The sequence below is a fragment of the Kitasatospora papulosa genome (assembly GCF_000717245.1).
Classification (GTDB): domain Bacteria; phylum Actinomycetota; class Actinomycetes; order Streptomycetales; family Streptomycetaceae; genus Streptomyces; species Streptomyces papulosus.
Genome location: NZ_JNYQ01000002.1, coordinates 562,211 through 578,603 on the forward strand (window position 1 = coordinate 562,211; position 16,393 = coordinate 578,603).

Annotated in this window: 12 protein-coding genes, 1 tRNA gene, 1 other RNA gene, 2 pseudogenes and 1 riboswitch; of the genes and pseudogenes, 10 read left to right on the forward strand and 6 right to left on the reverse strand. The window is 73.3% G+C overall.

Translation table 11 applies throughout. From position 1 onward, the window contains the following. Positions 1–48: 48 nt before the first annotated feature. The 3 genes from cobJ to cobG form a co-directional block, all read right to left on the reverse strand. Positions 49–1,566: a precorrin-3B C(17)-methyltransferase gene (gene cobJ, locus IA22_RS0108055; protein ID WP_038271937.1), complete on the reverse strand. Its 1,518-nt coding sequence runs from the start codon at positions 1,564–1,566 to the stop codon at positions 49–51. A 2-nt stretch (positions 1,567–1,568) separates the two neighbouring features. Continuing rightward, the gene (locus IA22_RS0108060; protein WP_030123146.1) at positions 1,569–2,195 is read right to left on the reverse strand and encodes a precorrin-8X methylmutase; all 627 of its coding nucleotides are present in this window, start codon (positions 2,193–2,195) and stop codon (positions 1,569–1,571) included. 73 nt (positions 2,196–2,268) lie between these two features. Beyond that, positions 2,269–3,570, reverse strand: coding sequence for a precorrin-3B synthase (gene cobG, locus IA22_RS0108065; protein ID WP_030123147.1), 1,302 nt, complete (start codon positions 3,568–3,570; stop codon positions 2,269–2,271). Positions 3,571–3,705: 135 nt separating this feature from the next. Next, a riboswitch (cobalamin riboswitch) is annotated at positions 3,706–3,799 on the forward strand. An 82-nt stretch (positions 3,800–3,881) separates the two neighbouring features. Here cobG and cobN point away from each other — a divergent pair. Beyond that, positions 3,882–7,481, forward strand: a complete 3,600-nt coding sequence (gene cobN / locus IA22_RS0108070) for a cobaltochelatase subunit CobN (RefSeq protein ID WP_030123148.1) — start codon at positions 3,882–3,884, stop codon at positions 7,479–7,481. 91 nt (positions 7,482–7,572) lie between these two features. Continuing rightward, positions 7,573–8,334 (forward strand): IclR family transcriptional regulator, encoded by a 762-nt coding sequence (locus IA22_RS0108075; protein ID WP_015578018.1) that lies wholly within the window; start codon positions 7,573–7,575, stop codon positions 8,332–8,334. Positions 8,335–8,407: 73 nt separating this feature from the next. Here IA22_RS0108075 and IA22_RS0108080 read toward each other — a convergent pair. Continuing rightward, a pseudogene (locus IA22_RS0108080) lies at positions 8,408–8,743 on the reverse strand (acyl-CoA-like ligand-binding transcription factor); the annotation flags it as partial. Between IA22_RS0108080 and IA22_RS0108085 the strand changes: the two are divergent. From IA22_RS0108085 to IA22_RS0108100, 4 genes and pseudogenes are all read left to right on the forward strand, one after another. Then, positions 8,742–9,302, forward strand: a pseudogene (locus IA22_RS0108085) (Rossmann-fold NAD(P)-binding domain-containing protein); the annotation flags it as partial. The pseudogenes IA22_RS0108080 and IA22_RS0108085 overlap by 2 nt on opposite strands. A gap of 197 nt (positions 9,303–9,499) precedes the next feature. Continuing rightward, positions 9,500–10,114: a VOC family protein gene (locus IA22_RS0108090; protein WP_014155078.1), complete on the forward strand. Its 615-nt coding sequence runs from the start codon at positions 9,500–9,502 to the stop codon at positions 10,112–10,114. Positions 10,115–10,196: 82 nt separating this feature from the next. Next, on the forward strand, positions 10,197–10,646 hold the full coding sequence (locus IA22_RS0108095; protein WP_030123151.1) for a helix-turn-helix transcriptional regulator: 450 nt from the start codon (positions 10,197–10,199) through the stop codon (positions 10,644–10,646). Between the two features lie 5 nt (positions 10,647–10,651). Continuing rightward, positions 10,652–11,062, forward strand: coding sequence for a VOC family protein (locus IA22_RS0108100; RefSeq protein WP_030123152.1), 411 nt, complete (start codon positions 10,652–10,654; stop codon positions 11,060–11,062). A 55-nt stretch (positions 11,063–11,117) separates the two neighbouring features. On the opposite strand, the gene IA22_RS0108105 is transcribed toward IA22_RS0108100, so the two are convergent. After that, complete coding sequence (locus tag IA22_RS0108105; protein WP_015578023.1) at positions 11,118–12,242, reverse strand: hypothetical protein; 1,125 nt, start codon at positions 12,240–12,242, stop codon at positions 11,118–11,120. A 284-nt stretch (positions 12,243–12,526) separates the two neighbouring features. On the opposite strand from IA22_RS0108105, the gene IA22_RS0108110 reads away from it, so the two are divergent. Then, positions 12,527–12,766 carry a hypothetical protein gene (locus tag IA22_RS0108110; protein ID WP_015578024.1) on the forward strand — a complete coding sequence of 80 codons (240 nt, stop codon included), beginning with the start codon at positions 12,527–12,529 and terminating at the stop codon, positions 12,764–12,766. 199 nt (positions 12,767–12,965) lie between these two features. Continuing rightward, on the forward strand, positions 12,966–13,460 hold the full coding sequence (locus IA22_RS0108115) for a DUF4234 domain-containing protein (RefSeq protein ID WP_015578025.1): 495 nt from the start codon (positions 12,966–12,968) through the stop codon (positions 13,458–13,460). Positions 13,461–13,633: 173 nt separating this feature from the next. Here IA22_RS0108115 and IA22_RS0108120 read toward each other — a convergent pair. After that, positions 13,634–13,721, reverse strand: a tRNA-Ser gene (locus IA22_RS0108120). Positions 13,722–13,854: 133 nt separating this feature from the next. On the opposite strand from IA22_RS0108120, the gene ffs reads away from it, so the two are divergent. Continuing rightward, positions 13,855–13,949: signal recognition particle sRNA small type (ffs, locus tag IA22_RS34915), an RNA gene on the forward strand. A gap of 79 nt (positions 13,950–14,028) precedes the next feature. After that, complete coding sequence (locus IA22_RS0108125; protein WP_030123153.1) at positions 14,029–16,275, forward strand: DNA polymerase III subunit gamma and tau; 2,247 nt, start codon at positions 14,029–14,031, stop codon at positions 16,273–16,275. Positions 16,276–16,393 lie beyond the last annotated feature (118 nt).

A 16,393-nucleotide genomic window follows, 5' to 3' on the forward strand; every position in this document is an offset into this window, starting at 1 on the left:
GCCCGGCGGCCGCCCCGGGGACCGGGCCCGTCCCGGTCCCCGGCCGCGTCAGTCCTCCGGGTAGCGGCGCGGCGTCCAGACGATCTGACGGTCACCGCCCCGGTGCACCCACCGGGTCTGCGAGGAGCCGACGATGAGGATCGTCCGCATGTCGACCTCGGCCGGGTCCAGGTCGCCCAGCCGCACCGTCCGTACGCTCTCCGCCGGGCCTCCGACGTCACGGCCGAGCACCACGGGCGTGTCCGGGGAGCGGTGCTCCAGCAGCAGGTCACGGGCCTTTCCGACCTGCCATGTCCGGCTGCGTGAGCCGGGGTTGTACAGCGCCATGACCAGGTCCGCGGTGGCTGCCGCGCGCAGCCGTCCGGCGACGACCTCCCAGGGCTTGAGCCGGTCCGAGAGCGAGATGGTGGCGTAGTCGTGGCCCAGCGGCGCACCCGCCCTGGCGGCGGCGGCGTTGGCCGCGGTCACCCCCGGCAGCACCCGCACCGCGACGTCCGCGTAGGTCTCCTGCGAGGCCACCTCCAGGACGGCCGTGGCCATCGCGAAGACCCCGGGGTCGCCCCCGGACACCACGGCGACACGGTGTCCGCGGCGTGCCAGGTCGAGGGCGAACTCCGCGCGCTCGGACTCCACCTTGTTGTCGGACCCGTGACGCCGCTGACCGGGGCGGACGGGCACCCGGTCCAGGTACGTCGTGTAGCCGACCACGTCGTCGGCGGCGGCCAGCGCCCCCCGGGTCTCGGGCGTCAGCCACAGCGGTCCGGCCGGCCCCGTGCCGACCACGACGACCTCACCGCGGCCGGGGACCGGCTCGGGCCGGGGCGCGTCGATCCGGCTCGGCAGCACGGCGACGGCGAAGTACGGAACGGTGTCCGCGTCGGTGTCGGCGAGGTCGCCGGTCCGCTCGCCGGCCATGGTGGCACGCTCGACGTACCGCGCCTCGGGGAGCCGCCCGGACGCCTCGAACGCCCGGCGCACGGCGGGGAACGTCCGCCCCAGCTTCATCACCACGGCCGAGTCGGTGGCCGCCAGACGTGCCGTCAGCTCCTCCTCCGGCAGCGTGCCCGGCAGGATCGTCAGCACCTCCTCGGCCTCGACGAGCGGGGTGCCGAGGCGGGCCGCGGCGGCACTGACCGACGTGACTCCCGGGATGACCTCGGTCTCGTAACGGTCCGCGAGCCGCTTGTGCATGTGCTGGTACGAGCCGTAGAAGAGCGGGTCGCCCTCCGCGAGCACGGCGACGGTGCGCCCGGCGTCGAGGTGGACCGCGAGGCGTGCGGCCGCCTCGGCGTAGAACTCGTCCAGCGCGCCCCGGTAGCCGCCGGGGTGGTCCGTGGTCTCCGTCGTGACGGGGTAGACCAGCGCCTCCTCGATGTGATCGGCGCGGATGTACTGCGCCGCGATCGAGCGGGCGATGGAGCGGCCGTGCCGGGCGGAGTGATAGGCGACGACATCGGCCTCGCCGATGATCTGCACCGCCCGCACGGTCATCAGGGCCGGGTCGCCCGGGCCGAGGCCGACGCCGTACAGCCGTCCCGCGCCGCCTGTCTGCTGCTGCTCGGGCACGCTCACTCCTCCTCGCTCGCGATCGCGTTGAGGGCGGCGGCGGCGATCGCGCTGCCCCCGCGCCGCCCCCGCACGACGAGGTGCTCGAGCCCGGACGGATGGGAGGCCAGGGCCTCCTTGGACTCGGCGGCCCCGATGAAGCCGACGGGCACACCGATGACGGCGGCGGGGCGCGGGGCGCCCTCCTCGATCATCTCCAGCAGCCGGAACAGGGCGGTGGGCGCGTTGCCGACCGCGACGACCGCACCCTCCATCCGGTCCCGCCACAGCTCCAGGGCGGCCGCGCTGCGCGTGGTGCCCAGCTCGGCGGCCAGTCCGGGAACGGCCGGGTCGGACAGGGTGCAGATCACCTCGTTGTCCGCGGGCAGCCGCTTGCGGGTGACACCGCTGGCGACCATGGCCACGTCGCACAGGATCGGTGCGCCGGAGCGCAGGGCCGCGCGGGCGTCGGCCACCGCGTCCGGCGAGAAGGCGAGATCGCGTACGAGGTCGACCATGCCGCAGGCGTGGATCATGCGGACGGCGACCTGACTCACGTCGGCGGGCAGCCCTGCCAGATCCGCCTCCGCGCGGATGGTGGCGAACGACTGGCGGTAGATCGCCGGTCCGTCCTTCTCGTACTGATGCACAGTGCCGTCGCTTTCTTCAGTCTTCCTCGCCGAACAGTTCGAAGAGGGCCGGACAGGGGGTCGTGCGTGAGGATCAGGTGCGTGCGCCGCGGGCCTTCGCCACGGCGGCGCCCAGCGCCACCGGGTCGTTCCGTACCGTCGCCGTCCCGCTGACGAGGTCGCCCTGCCTGTGGGAGATCCGGTGTCCGCCGGGGGTGGCCACCACGTCGATCCACTCCCCGTGCGGATGGCCGCAGCGGCGTTCGCACCCCGACCAGTACACAGGGAGCCGTCCGGCCGGTCCGACGGCGGCCCCCGCCTCGGCCCGCACGTCGGCCAGCGACTTGGCACAGCCCGGCCGGCCGATGCAGGCCCCGACCCCGGCCCACGGGGAGCCGGGCCCGGTGATCAAGCCGGCCTCGGCGAGGCCGGCCGACAGGGCCTCCGACCGGCCGGGGCGGATACCGGTGACGACGATTCCGCGCCACGGGGTGAGGCGCAGTTCCCCGGCGCCCGACAGCAGCCGCCACTGGGCCGGGACCAGCCGTCCCAGCGGTACACCGACGGACAGGGCGGCGGACTCGCGGCTGCCGCCCGGTACGGGACCGTGGGGCGGCGGCAGCACGTCGACGGCGCGGGGGCGGTGGTCCGTCGTGACGGTGGTCCCCGTCCGCCGCAGCCGGCGGGCGACCTCGGCCGGCAACGCCGCCGCGGTGACGTCCGGCAGGTCCTTCACACGCCAGGCGCCGGTGTCCCGGGCGGAGTCGAGGAAGGCCTCCGCCGCGGTCAGCGCCGCCGGGGGGCCGTCGGCGCGGGGCACGCGGAGGACCTCGTCGCCGTGCCCGACGCGCAGCAGGGCGTCTCCGTCGTGGCCCAGCAGGGTGAGGTCCGCGCCGAGGGCGTCCACATCGCCGCGGCCGTCGTCGAGCGCGAACAGGAAACGTCCGGAAAGCGCCGTCGTGTGTGTGCTTCCGCACAGGAGACGGTCGAGGTCGGTCAGCCAGGGTCTGACGTCGACGGAACCGAGGCCGTCGAGCCCGGACAGCGGGGACGCGACGACGTTGCGTACGCGTTCATGCCGCGGGGAGGGGAGCAGTCCGGCCTCGTCCAGCAGTCCGGCCAGCTCGGCACCGCAGTCCGGTGCGAGCCCGCGCAGCTGAACGTTTCCGCGTGAGGTGAGATGCAGCTCACCGTCGCCGAGGCGCTCGGCGGCCTGCCCCAGCGTCTCGGCCTGGCGGGGTGTCAGCACCCCGCCGGGTATGCGGATCCGCGCCAGCGCGCCGTCGTCCGCCCGGTGCAGTCGCAGTGCGCCGGGGCAGGCGTCACCGCTGCCCCGGGCACCGGCATCGCCCGGCGAACGGGACGGAAGGGGGGTGGCGGACATGGCGGCGAGCATACCGACCGTGACCGTGACACATCCCTGCGGTCACTGTGACCTACGGGACACCGGCCACGGCCGGGGCGGGGCCGTCTGGTCAGGACCCCCCTCCTCCCGCCTACTATGCCTAGCGGCGGTCCGTGGGGTCCGCCACCGCCGTACGGCGGTGAGGGAGGAAGCCCGGTGAGATTCCGGCGCGGTCCCGCCACTGTGAGCCCGGCCCCCCGGCCGAGCGAGTCAGGAACTCCCTTTCCCAGGCTCTCGGTCCCGCCGAGCAGCCGATCCGACACTGCCCGGGGCGTGGACACCCCGAGGAGGGCTGACGCCGCATGATCCTGCTCCTGTCGACGTCCGACACCGACCTGCTGAGCGCCCGTGCCGCGCAGGGACCGGTCAGCTACCGCTACGCCAACCCCTCCCGGCTCTCCCTCGACGCCCTCCCGCAGCTGCTGGAGGGGACCGACCTCGTCGTCGTACGCCTCCTGGGCGGTGTCCGCGCGTGGCAGGAAGGGCTGGACCAGGTACTGGCCACCGGCCGGCCCGTCGTCGTGCTGACAGGTGAACAGGCCCCCGACGCCCAGCTGATGGCCGCGTCGACCGTGCCCGTCGGCATCGCCGCCGAGGCGCACGCCTACCTCGCGCACGGCGGCCCCGCCAACCTGGAGCAGCTCGCCCGCTTCCTGTCCGACACCGTCCTGCTCACCGGCCACGGCTTCGAGCCGCCCGCCCCGGCGCCCGCGTGGGGCCCGCTGGAGCGGACCGCCCGGGACGTCACCGGGCCGACCGTCGCGGTGCTCTACTACCGCGCCCACCACATGAGCGGGAACACCGCGTTCGTGGAGGCGCTCTGCGCGGCCGTGGAGGACGCGGGGGCCCGCCCCCTCCCGCTGTACGTCGCCTCCCTCCGGTCGCCCGAACCCGAGCTCATCGACGAACTCCGGGCCGCGGACGCCATAGTGACCACCGTCCTCGCGGCGGGCGGCACCAAACCCGCCACGGCGTCGGCCGGCGGCGACGACGAGTCCTGGGACGCGGGTGCCCTCACCGGCCTCGACGTCCCGGTGCTCCAGGCGCTCTGCCTCACCAGCCCGCGCGCCGCCTGGGAGGAGAACGACGAGGGCGTCTCCCCGCTGGACGCGGCCACCCAGATCGCCGTGCCGGAGTTCGACGGGCGCCTGATCACCGTGCCGTTCTCCTTCAAGGAGATCGACGAGGACGGCCTGCCCGCGTACGTCGCCGACGCCGAGCGCGCCGCCCGCGTCGCCGGGATCGCCGTACGGCACGCGAGGCTCCGTCACATCCCCGCCGCCGAGAAGCGGATCGCGCTCGTCCTGTCCGCCTACCCGACCAAGCACTCCCGCATCGGCAACGCGGTCGGCCTCGACACCCCCGCCAGCGCCGTCGCCCTGCTGCGCAGGCTCCGCGAGGAGGGCTACGACTTCGGGCCCGAGGAAGAGATCCCGGGCCTGGTCTCCGGTGACGGCGACGAGCTGATCTACGCGCTCATCGAGGCCGGCGGCCACGACCAGGAGTGGCTCACCGAGGAGCAGTTGGCCCGCAACCCGGTCAGGATCCCCGCCGCCGACTACCGCCGCTGGTACGCCACGCTTCCCGCCGAACTGCGCGAGGCCGTGGAGGAGCACTGGGGCCCGGCCCCCGGCGAGATGTTCGTCGACCGGTCCCGCAACCCCGAGGGCGACATCGTGCTCGCGGCCCTGCGCCGCGGCAACCTGCTCATCCTCATCCAGCCGCCGCGCGGCTTCGGCGAGAACCCGATCGCGATCTACCACGATCCGGACCTGCCGCCCTCGCACCACTACCTGGCCGCGTACCGCTGGATCGCCGCGTCCGCCGAGGACAACGGATTCGGCGCGGACGCGATGATCCACCTCGGCAAGCACGGCAACCTGGAGTGGCTGCCCGGGAAGAACGCCGGTCTCTCCGCCGCCTGCGGTCCCGACGCAGCGCTGGGCGACCTGCCCCTGGTCTACCCGTTCCTGGTCAACGACCCGGGCGAGGGCACCCAGGCCAAGCGCCGGGTGCACGCGACGCTGGTCGACCACCTCGTGCCGCCGATGGCACGCGCCGACAGCTACGGCGACATCGCCCGCCTCGAACAACTCCTGGACGAGCACGCACAGATCGCCGCGATGGACCCGGCCAAGCTGCCGGCCGTCCGCGCCCAGATCTGGACCCTGATCCAGGCGGCGAAGCTCGACCACGACCTGGGCCTGGAGGGCCGGCCCGAGGACGAGGGCTTCGACGAGTTCATCATGCATCTCGACGGCTGGCTCTGTGAGATCAAGGACGTCCAGATCCGCGACGGTCTGCACGTCCTGGGTGGCGCCCCCGCCGGCAAGGACCGCGTGAACCTGGTCCTCGCCGTCCTGCGCGCCCGTCAGATCTGGGGCGGCACGGCCTCGCTGCCCGGTCTGCGCGAGGCGCTCGGCCTGGACGAGTCGGCGGCCACCCGTACCGCGGCCGACGAGACCGAGGAGAAGGCCCGCGCGCTGGTCCAGGCGATGGACGACGCGGACTGGGACCCGGCGGCCGTCGCCGCCGTGGCCGCGGGGCACCCGCAGGCCGTGGCCGACATCCTCGACTTCGCCGCCCGCGAGGTCGTGCCCCGCCTCGCCGCGACGACCGACGAGCTCGACCACGCGGTCCACGCGCTGAAGGGCGGTTTCGTCCCGGCGGGTCCGTCCGGGTCCCCGCTCCGCGGCCTGGTCAACGTCCTGCCGACCGGCCGCAACTTCTACTCCGTCGACCCCAAGGCGGTGCCCTCCCGGCTCGCCTGGGAGACCGGTCAGGCCCTCGCCGACTCGCTCCTGGAGCGCTACCGCGCCGACAACGGCGACTGGCCGACCTCCGTCGGCCTCTCCCTGTGGGGCACCAGCGCGATGCGCACCGCGGGTGACGACATCGCCGAGGCGTTCGCCCTGCTCGGCGTCCGCCCCGTCTGGGACGACGCCTCGCGGCGGGTCACCGGCCTGGAGGCGATCCCGTACGAGGAACTGGGGCGCCCGCGCATCGACGTCACGCTGCGCATCTCCGGCTTCTTCCGGGACGCCTTCCCGCACACGATCGGCCTCCTCGACGACGCCGTACGCCTGGCGGCCTCGCTCGACGAGCCGGCCGAGCGGAACTTCGTACGCGCCCACACCCAGGCCGACCTCGCCGAACACGGCGACGAGCGGCGTGCCACCACCCGGATCTTCGGCTCCCGGCCCGGTACGTACGGCGCCGGGCTGCTCCAGCTCATCGACTCGCGCGACTGGCGCACCGACGCCGATCTCGCCGAGGTGTACACGGTGTGGGGCGGGTACGCCTACGGCCGTGAGCTGGACGGGCGTCCGGCCCGGGACGAGATGGAGACCGCGTACAAGCGGATCGCGGTGGCGGCGAAGAACACCGACACCCGCGAGCACGACATCGCGGACTCGGACGACTACTTCCAGTACCACGGCGGCATGGTCGCGACCGTGCGCGCGCTGAAGGGCACCGCCCCCGAGGCGTACATCGGGGACTCGACCCGCCCCGAGACGGTCCGCACGCGCACCCTGGTCGAGGAGACGTCCCGGGTCTTCCGCGCCCGGGTGGTCAACCCGAAGTGGATCGAGGCGATGCGCCGCCACGGCTACAAGGGCGCCTTCGAACTGGCCGCGACGGTCGACTACCTCTTCGGGTACGACGCGACGACGGGCGTGGTCGCGGACTGGATGTACGACAAGCTCACCGAGACGTACGTCCTGGACCCCACGAACCGCGAATTCCTCCAGCAGGCCAATCCGTGGGCCCTCCACGGCATCACGGAACGCCTCCTGGAGGCGGAGTCCCGGGGGATGTGGGAGAAGCCCGACCCGGCGGTGCTCCAGGCGCTCCGCCAGGTGTTCCTGGAGACCGAGGGCGAGCTGGAGGGCGAGGACTGAGCGGTGGCGGGCGCACCGGCCGGGAAGCCCGCCGGCCGGTGCGCCGCCGCCCTGTCTTGCCTGCCTCCTGCGGCGGGTCCAAGCTTGTGGGATGGGTGACCGAGCGGGCCACGCGCCCATGAACTCTGTCCAGCAGGCGTTCCGCCTGCTGGAAGCGGTGGCGGCGCACGAGCGTGGAGTGTCCGAGGAGCGGCTGGCGCGGGAGGCCGGGCTGCCGGTGGAGGCGGCCGTGCGGGCGCTCCGGGCCCTCACGAAGGACGGGTATCTGCGCAGGCTCGAGGACGGCGGGTTCGTGCTGGGCGACAACCCGGGCGTGGACCCGGGGGGCGACCACTCCGCGCAGGCCCTGATGAACCGGATCCGCCCGGCCCTCGCCTCGCTCCGGGACGACCTGTCGGCCGCCGCCTACCTCACCTTCTACGAGGAGGGAGAGATCAGGATCGCCGAGATCGTCGACGGCCCGCAGACACCCAAGGTCGACCTCTGGGTGGGGTTCAAGGACGCGGGACACGCGACGGCGCTCGGGAAATGCGTACTGCGGGAGCTGGACGACGACGCCAGGGCCGAGTACCTCTCGCGGCACACGCTCGCCGATCTCACTCCCCGCACGATCACGCACCGGGAGGAGCTGCTCAGGCAGCTCGAATCGTCGCTTCCGGCGCCGGTGGTCATGGACCGCGAGGAGTACGACCTCGGCACGGTGTGCATCGCGGTTCCCGTGTACAACGGCGCCACGCTCGGCTCGCTCGGCGTCTCGTTCCGGGCGGACCGGATGTACCGGACCAGTCAGTTCCGCGCGAGCCTGCTGTCGTCGGCGGACCGCGTGACCAGGCGCCTCTCCCTCGGGGGCTGACGCACGTCAGGTGTTACGCGGGCCCGCCCGGCCTCCGCGAGCGCCTGCGGACCGCCGCCTCCCGGGGCCGCGCCTACGAGCCGGGCCCGCCCCCGGCCACGGCCTTGAGTTCGTCCAGCAGCTCCCTCATCACGGGCGCCATCCCGCGTTCCTCGGAATCCTCGAGCCAGCGTTCGAAGCCGACCTTGAAGACGGCGATCCCCGCCTCGGCGGTCAGGCTCGCGGCCGGCTCCGGCACACCCCGTCGGCGCAGCGTCCCGGCGAGTGCGGCCGACAGCGACGCGAGCTTGATCAGCTCGCGTTCCCGGAGTTCCGCGTTCGCCGTGATAACGGCCTGACGCTTCCGCGCGTACGCGCGCCGGCCCTCGAACATCTCGGAGACCGCGTCGAGGCCCACGGCCAGCACCGGACGCGTGATCACCGAACGGGACAGGCCGATGATCGACGGCTCCCCGACCTCGGTACGGGCGGCCACGGCGGAGGCGGTGCTCGCCCTCGCCCCGCGCGACGTCCGCGCCTGTGTGGTGCGGCTCTCCCCCACCTGCCACGGCGAGGGCGACCACGGCTTCCTGGCGAGCCTGGTCGCCATGGCGCGCGCCCACGGAGTCTCCGGCTACCTCGGCGACGGCGCCAACCGCTGGCCGGCGGTCCACCGCCTGGACGCCGCTCGGCTGTTCCGGCTGGCCGTCGAGAAGGCGCCCGCCGGCTCGGTGCTGCACGGCGTCGCGGAGGAGGGCGTCGCGATCCGTGACGTCGCCGAGGTGATCGGCCGCCACCTCGGCGTGCCCGTGTCCTCGGTGGCCCCGGAGGACGCGGCCGGGCACTTCTCCTGGCTGGGCGGGTTCCTCGGGCTCGACGCCCCGGCCTCGCACACCCTGACGGGCGAACTGCTGGACTGGCAGCCGGTACACCCGGGCCTGATCGAGGACCTCGACAAGGGCCACTACTTCGCCGCTCCCGCCGCCTGAGCGGGCCGGCCGCCCGAGCTGCGGTGCGGGGCCGTCCTCCGGGCCGGTCCCGCACGGGCGAGGCCGGGCCCTCGGCCTGGCGGTCGCCCGGTGAGGCACGCCCCCGACGGGACCGTCCCGCCCGGCCCCGGTGCCGCGCCCCCTGACCGGTCAGGAATCGAGAAGCGCGTGACGCGCGGCCGCCATAGCTTCGTCACATGGCTTCCATCGCATCCGTCACCCTCGAGGTGGCCGACCCCACCGCCGCCGAACACTTCTACGCCGCCGCCTTCGGCCTGGGCCCCGAGCTCCGCGTGAGGGCCTCGGAGGCGCCGACGACGGGCTTCCGCGGCTTCACGCTGTCACTCACCGTCTCCCAGCCGTCCACGGTCGACTCCCTCGTCGACTCCGCGCTCGCGGCGGGTGCCTCGTCGGTGAAGCCGGTCAAGAAGTCCTTCTGGGGCTACGGAGGCGTCGTCCAGGCACCCGACGGGACGCTCTGGAAGATCGCCACCTCGGCCAAGAAGGACAAGGGTCCGGCCACCCGGGAGATCGACCGCTTCGTACTCCTCCTGGGAGCCGAGGACGTGCTCGCGAGCAAGCAGTTCTACGTCGACCGGGGCTTCACCGTGGGGAAGAGCTTCGGCCGGAAGTACGTCGAGTTCGACACCCCGTCGAGCCCCGTCACGCTGGCCCTCTACGGCCGTCGCGCCCTGGCCAAGGACGCCGGGGTGCCGCCGGACGGCACCGGATCGCACCGGATCGTGCTCGACAGCGACAACGGCCCCTTCTCCGACCCGGACGGCTTCGAGTGGGAGAAGCCGTCGCACTGACACACCCCGCAGCCGTCGCCCCGCCCCCGCCCGATGAGCGGAACGCACCCGGCGGGGGGAGCGACGTGGCACGATCGCACACGTGACGAGCAGACCGTCCGAGTCCCAGAACCTGCGTGACCTGGCGCTGCTGCGCCGGGTCCGCGACCGAATGGACCGGGAGTACGCCCAGCCCCTGGACGTCGAGGCGCTGGCCCGGGGGGTGAACATGTCGGCAGGGCACCTCAGCCGCCGGTTCCGGGCCGCCTACGGCGAGTCGCCGTACGGCTATCTGATGACGCGGCGCATCGAACGGGCCATGGCACTGCTGCGCAGGGGGGACCTCAGCGTCACCGACGTCTGCTTCGCGGTCGGCTGTTCGTCCCTGGGCACCTTCAGCACCCGCTTCACGGAGCTGGTCGGTATGCCGCCCAGTACGTACCGGCGCCGGGCGGTGAGCGGGACGGCGGGACTGCCGGCGTGCGTGGCGAAACAGGTGACCAGACCGGTCAGGAATCGAGAAGCCCGCGCCGCCGGACCGCCGCTAGCGTGACCTGCATGGACATCACCATTCACACGAGCGTCCTCCCGCACGACGACCCGGACGCCGCACTGGCCTTCTACCGCGACACCCTCGGATTCGAGGTCCGCAAGGACGTCGGGTCCGGCGCGATGCGCTGGATCACGGTCGGCCCCGCCGGTCAGCCCGGCACGTCGATCCTGCTGGCGCCGCCGGCCGTGGACCCCGGCATCACCGAGGACGAACGCCGCACCGTCGCCGAGATGATGGCCAAGGGCACCTACGGCTGGATCCTCCTGGCGACCCCGGACCTCGACGGCACCTTCGAGAAGGTGCAGGCAGGCGACGCCGAGGTCGTCCAGGAACCGACCGAGCAGCCGTACGGTGTCCGCGACTGCGCCTTCCGCGACCCCGCCGGCAACCTGATCCGCATCCAGGAACTGCGCTGAGCCCCCGGCCCCCTCCGCAGCCCGACCGGCTGCGGAGGGGGCCGTCCGGGCCCGGTCAGTCGGAAGCCGTTCCGGTGGGCGTCGTGGACCGCTCGATCAGGCCGTTGACCGTCTGGTCGCCGTGCGAGTCCATGGGCGTGGAGTAGTCGCCGACGGCCCAGAACTCGCCGGAGGCCCCGGCCGGCGCCAGATCGTAGAAGGTGTACGAGGGCCACCGGGTGTCCCCGTCGGGAGCCGGGGCCCCTGCCCCCTTGGTCCAGGTGGTGCCGTCGAAGTGCCAGAAGACCGCTTCGGACACGGCTGGTTCGGCCTGGTCGTTGCCCGTGACCCAGAGGCCGCCCCGCCCGTCGGGAGCGATCGCGTGGAGGTACAGGTCGGAGAGGCCTCCCGTGATGTCCTCCCAGGCGGTGCCGTTCCAGTGCGCGACGCTCGGCACCGGCGAGGCGCCGTCCGGGGCGTCGGCCCACCCGGCGACGTAGACGTCGTCCGGGGCCACGGCGGTGATCTTCGCGGTGTCCGTGCCGGTGCGTACGGGAGGCTGGTCCATCAGCGTCCAGGTCTCGCCGTCCCAGTGGTACGTCACCGGGTGGCCGCCCTTCACCGGGTACCGCATCCCGGTGGCGTAGGCGTCGTCCGCCGAGAGCGCGTCGATGTCCCTGATGTCGACGCCGGCCGGCAGCGCGAAGGTCTGCCATGCGCCGTCCGCGTAGGTGTAGAGCGCGTTGCCGCCCTTGAAGAGGCGGCCGGCGACGGCGTCGAGCGGCACCTCGGGCCAGGAGTCGTCCGCGGGGCCGGCCGCGGTGACGCTGTTCCAGCGCTCGCCGTCGTAGTGCACGAGGGCCTGGCTCCGCCCCACCGTGCCGTAGGCCCAGACGTCGTCGGCCGACACGGCGCTGACGGACGACCACTGCCAGACGTCCGGAAGCCCCGGAGCGGTGTCCTCGCTCCACTGCTCGCCGTCCCAGCGCATGATGACGCCGTAGCCGTCCTTGCGGCCGACCGCCCAGGCGAGATCGTCGTCGACCGAGGACACGGACATCAGGGATCCGGCCGGGCTGTTGCCGGAGAGGGAGACCTCCCAGCCGGAGACCTCGGCCGCACCGGCACCGCCGGCCATGAGAAGGGCGGAGGCGAGAGCGAGTGAGACGGCCGCGGTGCGCGTGAGGTGCCGTACATGCATCGGTGAGCGGTCCTTTGCGGTGAGAGAGCTTCCCCGGACGCCGACGAGGCCCGTGGCCGGCCGGCTAGGGACCAGACTTCCGGCGGCACCCGATGGTTGTAGGGGCCCGCGACCGGATGCGCACCTCCGGGGGACGGCTCACCCGACGACCGAACTGCCCCTGTCAGACGTTGGATCGCGAGGAAACCGGGCGGCCTTCTCCGCATCGGAAACCGAAGCGGATATTCCGGCCGTCGACCGCTACGATCCGCGCATGACCGGCACCCCGACGTGGCCCCTGCTCGGTGGGAGCGGTCGCGTCGGACGCGGCGGTCCACGCCTGGGACATCGCCGTGGCGACCGGCGGGCCCTCGCCGCTCACCGACGAACCGGCACGCCGTCCCGCTCCGGCGGCAGAGGAACTGGTCGAGCCGCTCCGGGGGTTCGCCCACGGCCCCGCCGTCGAGGCGGCTCCGGGTGTGGGTGACGCGACCGCGCTCCTCGACCACCTCGGGCGCGACGCGGGCCGGCGGCCGGGGAACTGACGGGTCCGGTGGGCCCTCGTTCGCCGGATGACCCGAACGTCCGGGCGTGGGAACGGGAGTTGGCCCCGCCTCGATCGTCGACGCATCATCACGTGGCGGATACGAAAGCGCCACGGAATCCACAACTCGCTTCACAATTCCTCCACTTACTGCAACGCTGCTCCGTCCGGAACCAGAACCAGTAGATGGAGCGCCTCACATGGCTGAAATCCAGCCCACCACCACCTCCGGCCCGAGTGCCGCCGCCCAGGCCGGAGGGGTGGTCGCGACCGGAACGCCCGGTACGGTCGGGCTGCCCGGACTGGCCATGAAGCGCCGCGGGCCCGTGGCGGTGTGGCTCGGTCTGCCGCTCGTCACGCTCGGGATCTACCAGCTGGTCTGGTACTACAAGATCCACAAGGAGCTGCAGCAGTTCGACCGGCGCCAGACCCTCAACCCCGGCGGAAGCGTGCTGGTCCTGATCTTCCTCGGATGGACCCTGATCGCTCCGCTGATCTCCTTCCGCAACACCGGCAGGGCCATAGCGGACGCCCAGCGGGCGGCCGGCCTGCAGGTGACGTGCAGCCCCGCCACCAGCATGTGGCTGGTCTTCGTCTTCGGCCTGAACACCTGGTACATGCAGCGCCAGCTCAACCTGGTCACCGACGCCTACCCGGGCGTCTCGGAGGGCACCCAGGTCCCCCTCGCCGCCTGAGAGGCCTGAACCCCGGGGCGGCCCCGCGAAGCGTCGCGGGGCCCCGGGGTGGTCCTGAGGCCCTGGCCCTCGCACCGTCCGGCAAGCGGCGAGCAGCGGTCAGCGGTTGGTCAACGTCGAAGGGCCCCACCGCAAGCGGTGGGGCCCTTCGACGTATTGCCCGGTGAGAGCAATGGCGGAGGATACGAGATTCGAACTCGTGAGGGGTTGCCCCCAACACGCTTTCCAAGCGTGCGCCCTAGGCCACTAGGCGAATCCTCCGCGGCAAACAATACAAGACGTTGGAGGGTGCTCGCGAACACGTTCCCCGGAGATCGTTCCGGACCGTCCTCCGGGGAGGGTCGGGCGGGGGAGCGGGTGGACGGCAGGGGGCTGGGATCGGTTAAGGTGGGCGTCAGCCCCTCACGTGGCGCTATCTGACTGAACTCCCCCAGGGCCGGAAGGCAGCAAGGGTAGGTTGGCTCTGGCGGGTGCGTGGGGGGCCCTTGCGTGTCCGGGGTGGGTCTCCCGCCGGGCGCGCGGTCCGGGGCGGGACCGGTTGTCGGTGCGCCCCGATAACCTCGTAGGTGTGTCGTCCCTTGCGCTCTACCGCCGCTATCGCCCCGAGTCCTTCGCCGAGGTCATCGGTCAGGAGCATGTCACTGACCCGTTGCAGCAGGCCCTGCGGAACAACCGGGTCAACCACGCGTACCTCTTCAGCGGGCCGCGCGGCTGTGGAAAGACGACCAGTGCGCGCATCCTCGCCCGCTGCCTGAACTGCGAGCAGGGCCCGACACCCACCCCCTGCGGGGAGTGCCAGTCCTGCCAGGACCTCGCGCGCAACGGGCCGGGTTCGATCGACGTCATCGAGATCGACGCCGCGTCGCACGGTGGCGTGGACGATGCCCGTGACCTGCGGGAAAAGGCCTTTTTCGGCCCTGCGTCGAGCCGGTACAAGATCTACATCATCGACGAGGCCCACATGGTCACCCCGGCAGGGTTCAACGCCCTGCTGAAGGTGGTCGAGGAGCCGCCGGAGCACCTCAAGTTCATCTTCGCGACCACCGAGCCCGAGAAGGTCATCGGCACGATCCGGTCGCGTACGCACCACTACCCCTTCCGGCTGGTCCCGCCCGGGACGCTGCGCGGTTATCTCGCCGAGGTGTGCGGCAAGGAAGGCAGCGTCGTCGAGGACGGCGTGCTGCCGCTCGTGGTGCGGGCGGGTGCGGGATCCGTGCGTGACTCGATGTCCGTGATGGACCAGCTGCTGGCCGGCGCGGGCGACGACGGTGTGACATACGCCATGGCGACCTCGCTCCTCGGCTACACGGACGGATCCCTGCTGGACTCCGTCGTCGATGCCTTCGCCGCGGGTGACGGGGCGGCGGCCTTCGAGGTCGTGGACCGGGTGATCGAGGGCGGCAACGACCCCCGGCGCTTCGTCGCGGACCTGCTTGAGCGGCTGCGCGACCTGGTGATCCTGGCCGCCGTGCCGGACGCGGGGGACAAGGGGCTCATCGACGCGCCGGCCGACGTGGTGGAGCGGATGCAGGCCCAGGCGTCCGTCTTCGGCGCCGCGGAGCTGAGCCGCGCCGCCGATCTGGTCAACGAGGGGCTCACGGAGATGCGCGGGGCGACCTCGCCCCGGCTCCAGGTGGAGCTGATCTGCGCCCGGGTGCTGCTGCCCGGCGCCTTCGACGACGAGCGTTCGCTCCAGGCCCGGCTGGACCGGCTGGAGCGCGGAGCCTCCTTCGCCGCGGCCGGGTCCGGCCCCGCCATGGGGTACGTGCCGGGGCCGGAGGCCCATGGAGCCGGTGTCGGGATGCCCGCCGGAGGCGCCGGCGGCGTCGGAGGCCCCGCCGCTGCCCGGGCCGCGGAGGCGGCGGCAGCCCCGGAATTCCAGCAGCCCCAGCCCCAGCAGCAGCCCCAGCAGCCCCAACCCCAGCAGGCGGTCCCGCAGGAAGCGGCCCAGCCCCAGCCCCCGCAGGCGCCGGCACCGGCAGGCCAGCGCCCCGGCGCCTGGCCCTCGGCGGCCGGTGCGGGCAGTGGCGTGGCCGGTCCCGGGAGTGGCGCGGCCGGTGCGGAACCGGCGCGCAGGCCGGGAGGCTGGCCGACCGCCTCCGCACCCGGTGGCGGCGTACCGCAGACCTCCGCGCCCGCCGTGGCCTCCGCCCCCGCTGCCCCGGCTCCCGCCCCAGCCGCGCAGGCTCCCGCCCCCGGCGGCCAGAGCATGGCGCAGGGTGCGGCCCAGGTACGGAACATGTGGCCGGACATCCTCGACGCGGTGAAGAACCGACGCCGGTTCACCTGGATCCTGCTCAGCCAGAACGCCCAGGTCACCGGCTTCGACGGCAGCACCCTGCAGATCGGCTTCCTCAACGCCGGTGCTCGTGACACCTTCACGAGCAGCGGCAGTGAAGAGGTGCTCAAGCAGGCCCTCGCCGAGCAGTTCAACGCCAAGTGGCGCGTCGACGCCGTCGTCGACCCGTCGGGAGGCGGCGGCCAGGCCCCGCAGACCGGCGGCGGTGGGGGCAGGCCCCCGGCCGCTCCGTACCAGCCCGCACCCGCGCCTCCGCCCCCGGCTCCGTCGTACGAGTCCCGGCCTGCCGCCCCTGAGCCGGCCCCGCAGCCCGCTCAGCAGCCCCCACCGCGGCAGTCCGGCCGGCCCGAGCCCTCTTCGTACGAGCGCGCCCCCGAGCCGTCGCGGGCCGTCGCGCCCGAGGACGACACCGCCGAGGCGGACGACCCCGACCTGGTCGACTCCGCGCTCTCCGGTCATGACCTGATCGTCCGTGAGCTGGGTGCCACGGTCGTCGAGGAGTTCACCAACGAATAGGGGCCCGAGCCCCGGGAGCCGGGAGCCGACCCGAGCCCTGGGAGCCGGCCCGAGTCCCGGGCGCCGATCGTGCCCTTCCCACCGGCCGTCCCTGCCGTCCCTGCCGGCCCGCGGGCTG

Bases quoted from the DNA above. Each gene is read 5' to 3' on its own strand.
- cobG (WP_030123147.1), bottom strand. From the start codon at position 3,570: ATGCTCGCCGCCATGTCCGCCACCCCCCTTCCGTCCCGTTCGCCGGGC.
- cobN (WP_030123148.1), top strand. From the start codon at position 3,882: ATGATCCTGCTCCTGTCGACGTCCGACACCGACCTGCTGAGCGCCCGT.
- IA22_RS0108075 (WP_015578018.1), top strand. From the start codon at position 7,573: ATGGGTGACCGAGCGGGCCACGCGCCCATGAACTCTGTCCAGCAGGCG.
- IA22_RS0108090 (WP_014155078.1), top strand. From the start codon at position 9,500: ATGGCTTCCATCGCATCCGTCACCCTCGAGGTGGCCGACCCCACCGCC.
- IA22_RS0108100 (WP_030123152.1), top strand. From the start codon at position 10,652: ATGGACATCACCATTCACACGAGCGTCCTCCCGCACGACGACCCGGAC.
- IA22_RS0108105 (WP_015578023.1), bottom strand. From the start codon at position 12,242: ATGCATGTACGGCACCTCACGCGCACCGCGGCCGTCTCACTCGCTCTC.
- IA22_RS0108115 (WP_015578025.1), top strand. From the start codon at position 12,966: ATGGCTGAAATCCAGCCCACCACCACCTCCGGCCCGAGTGCCGCCGCC.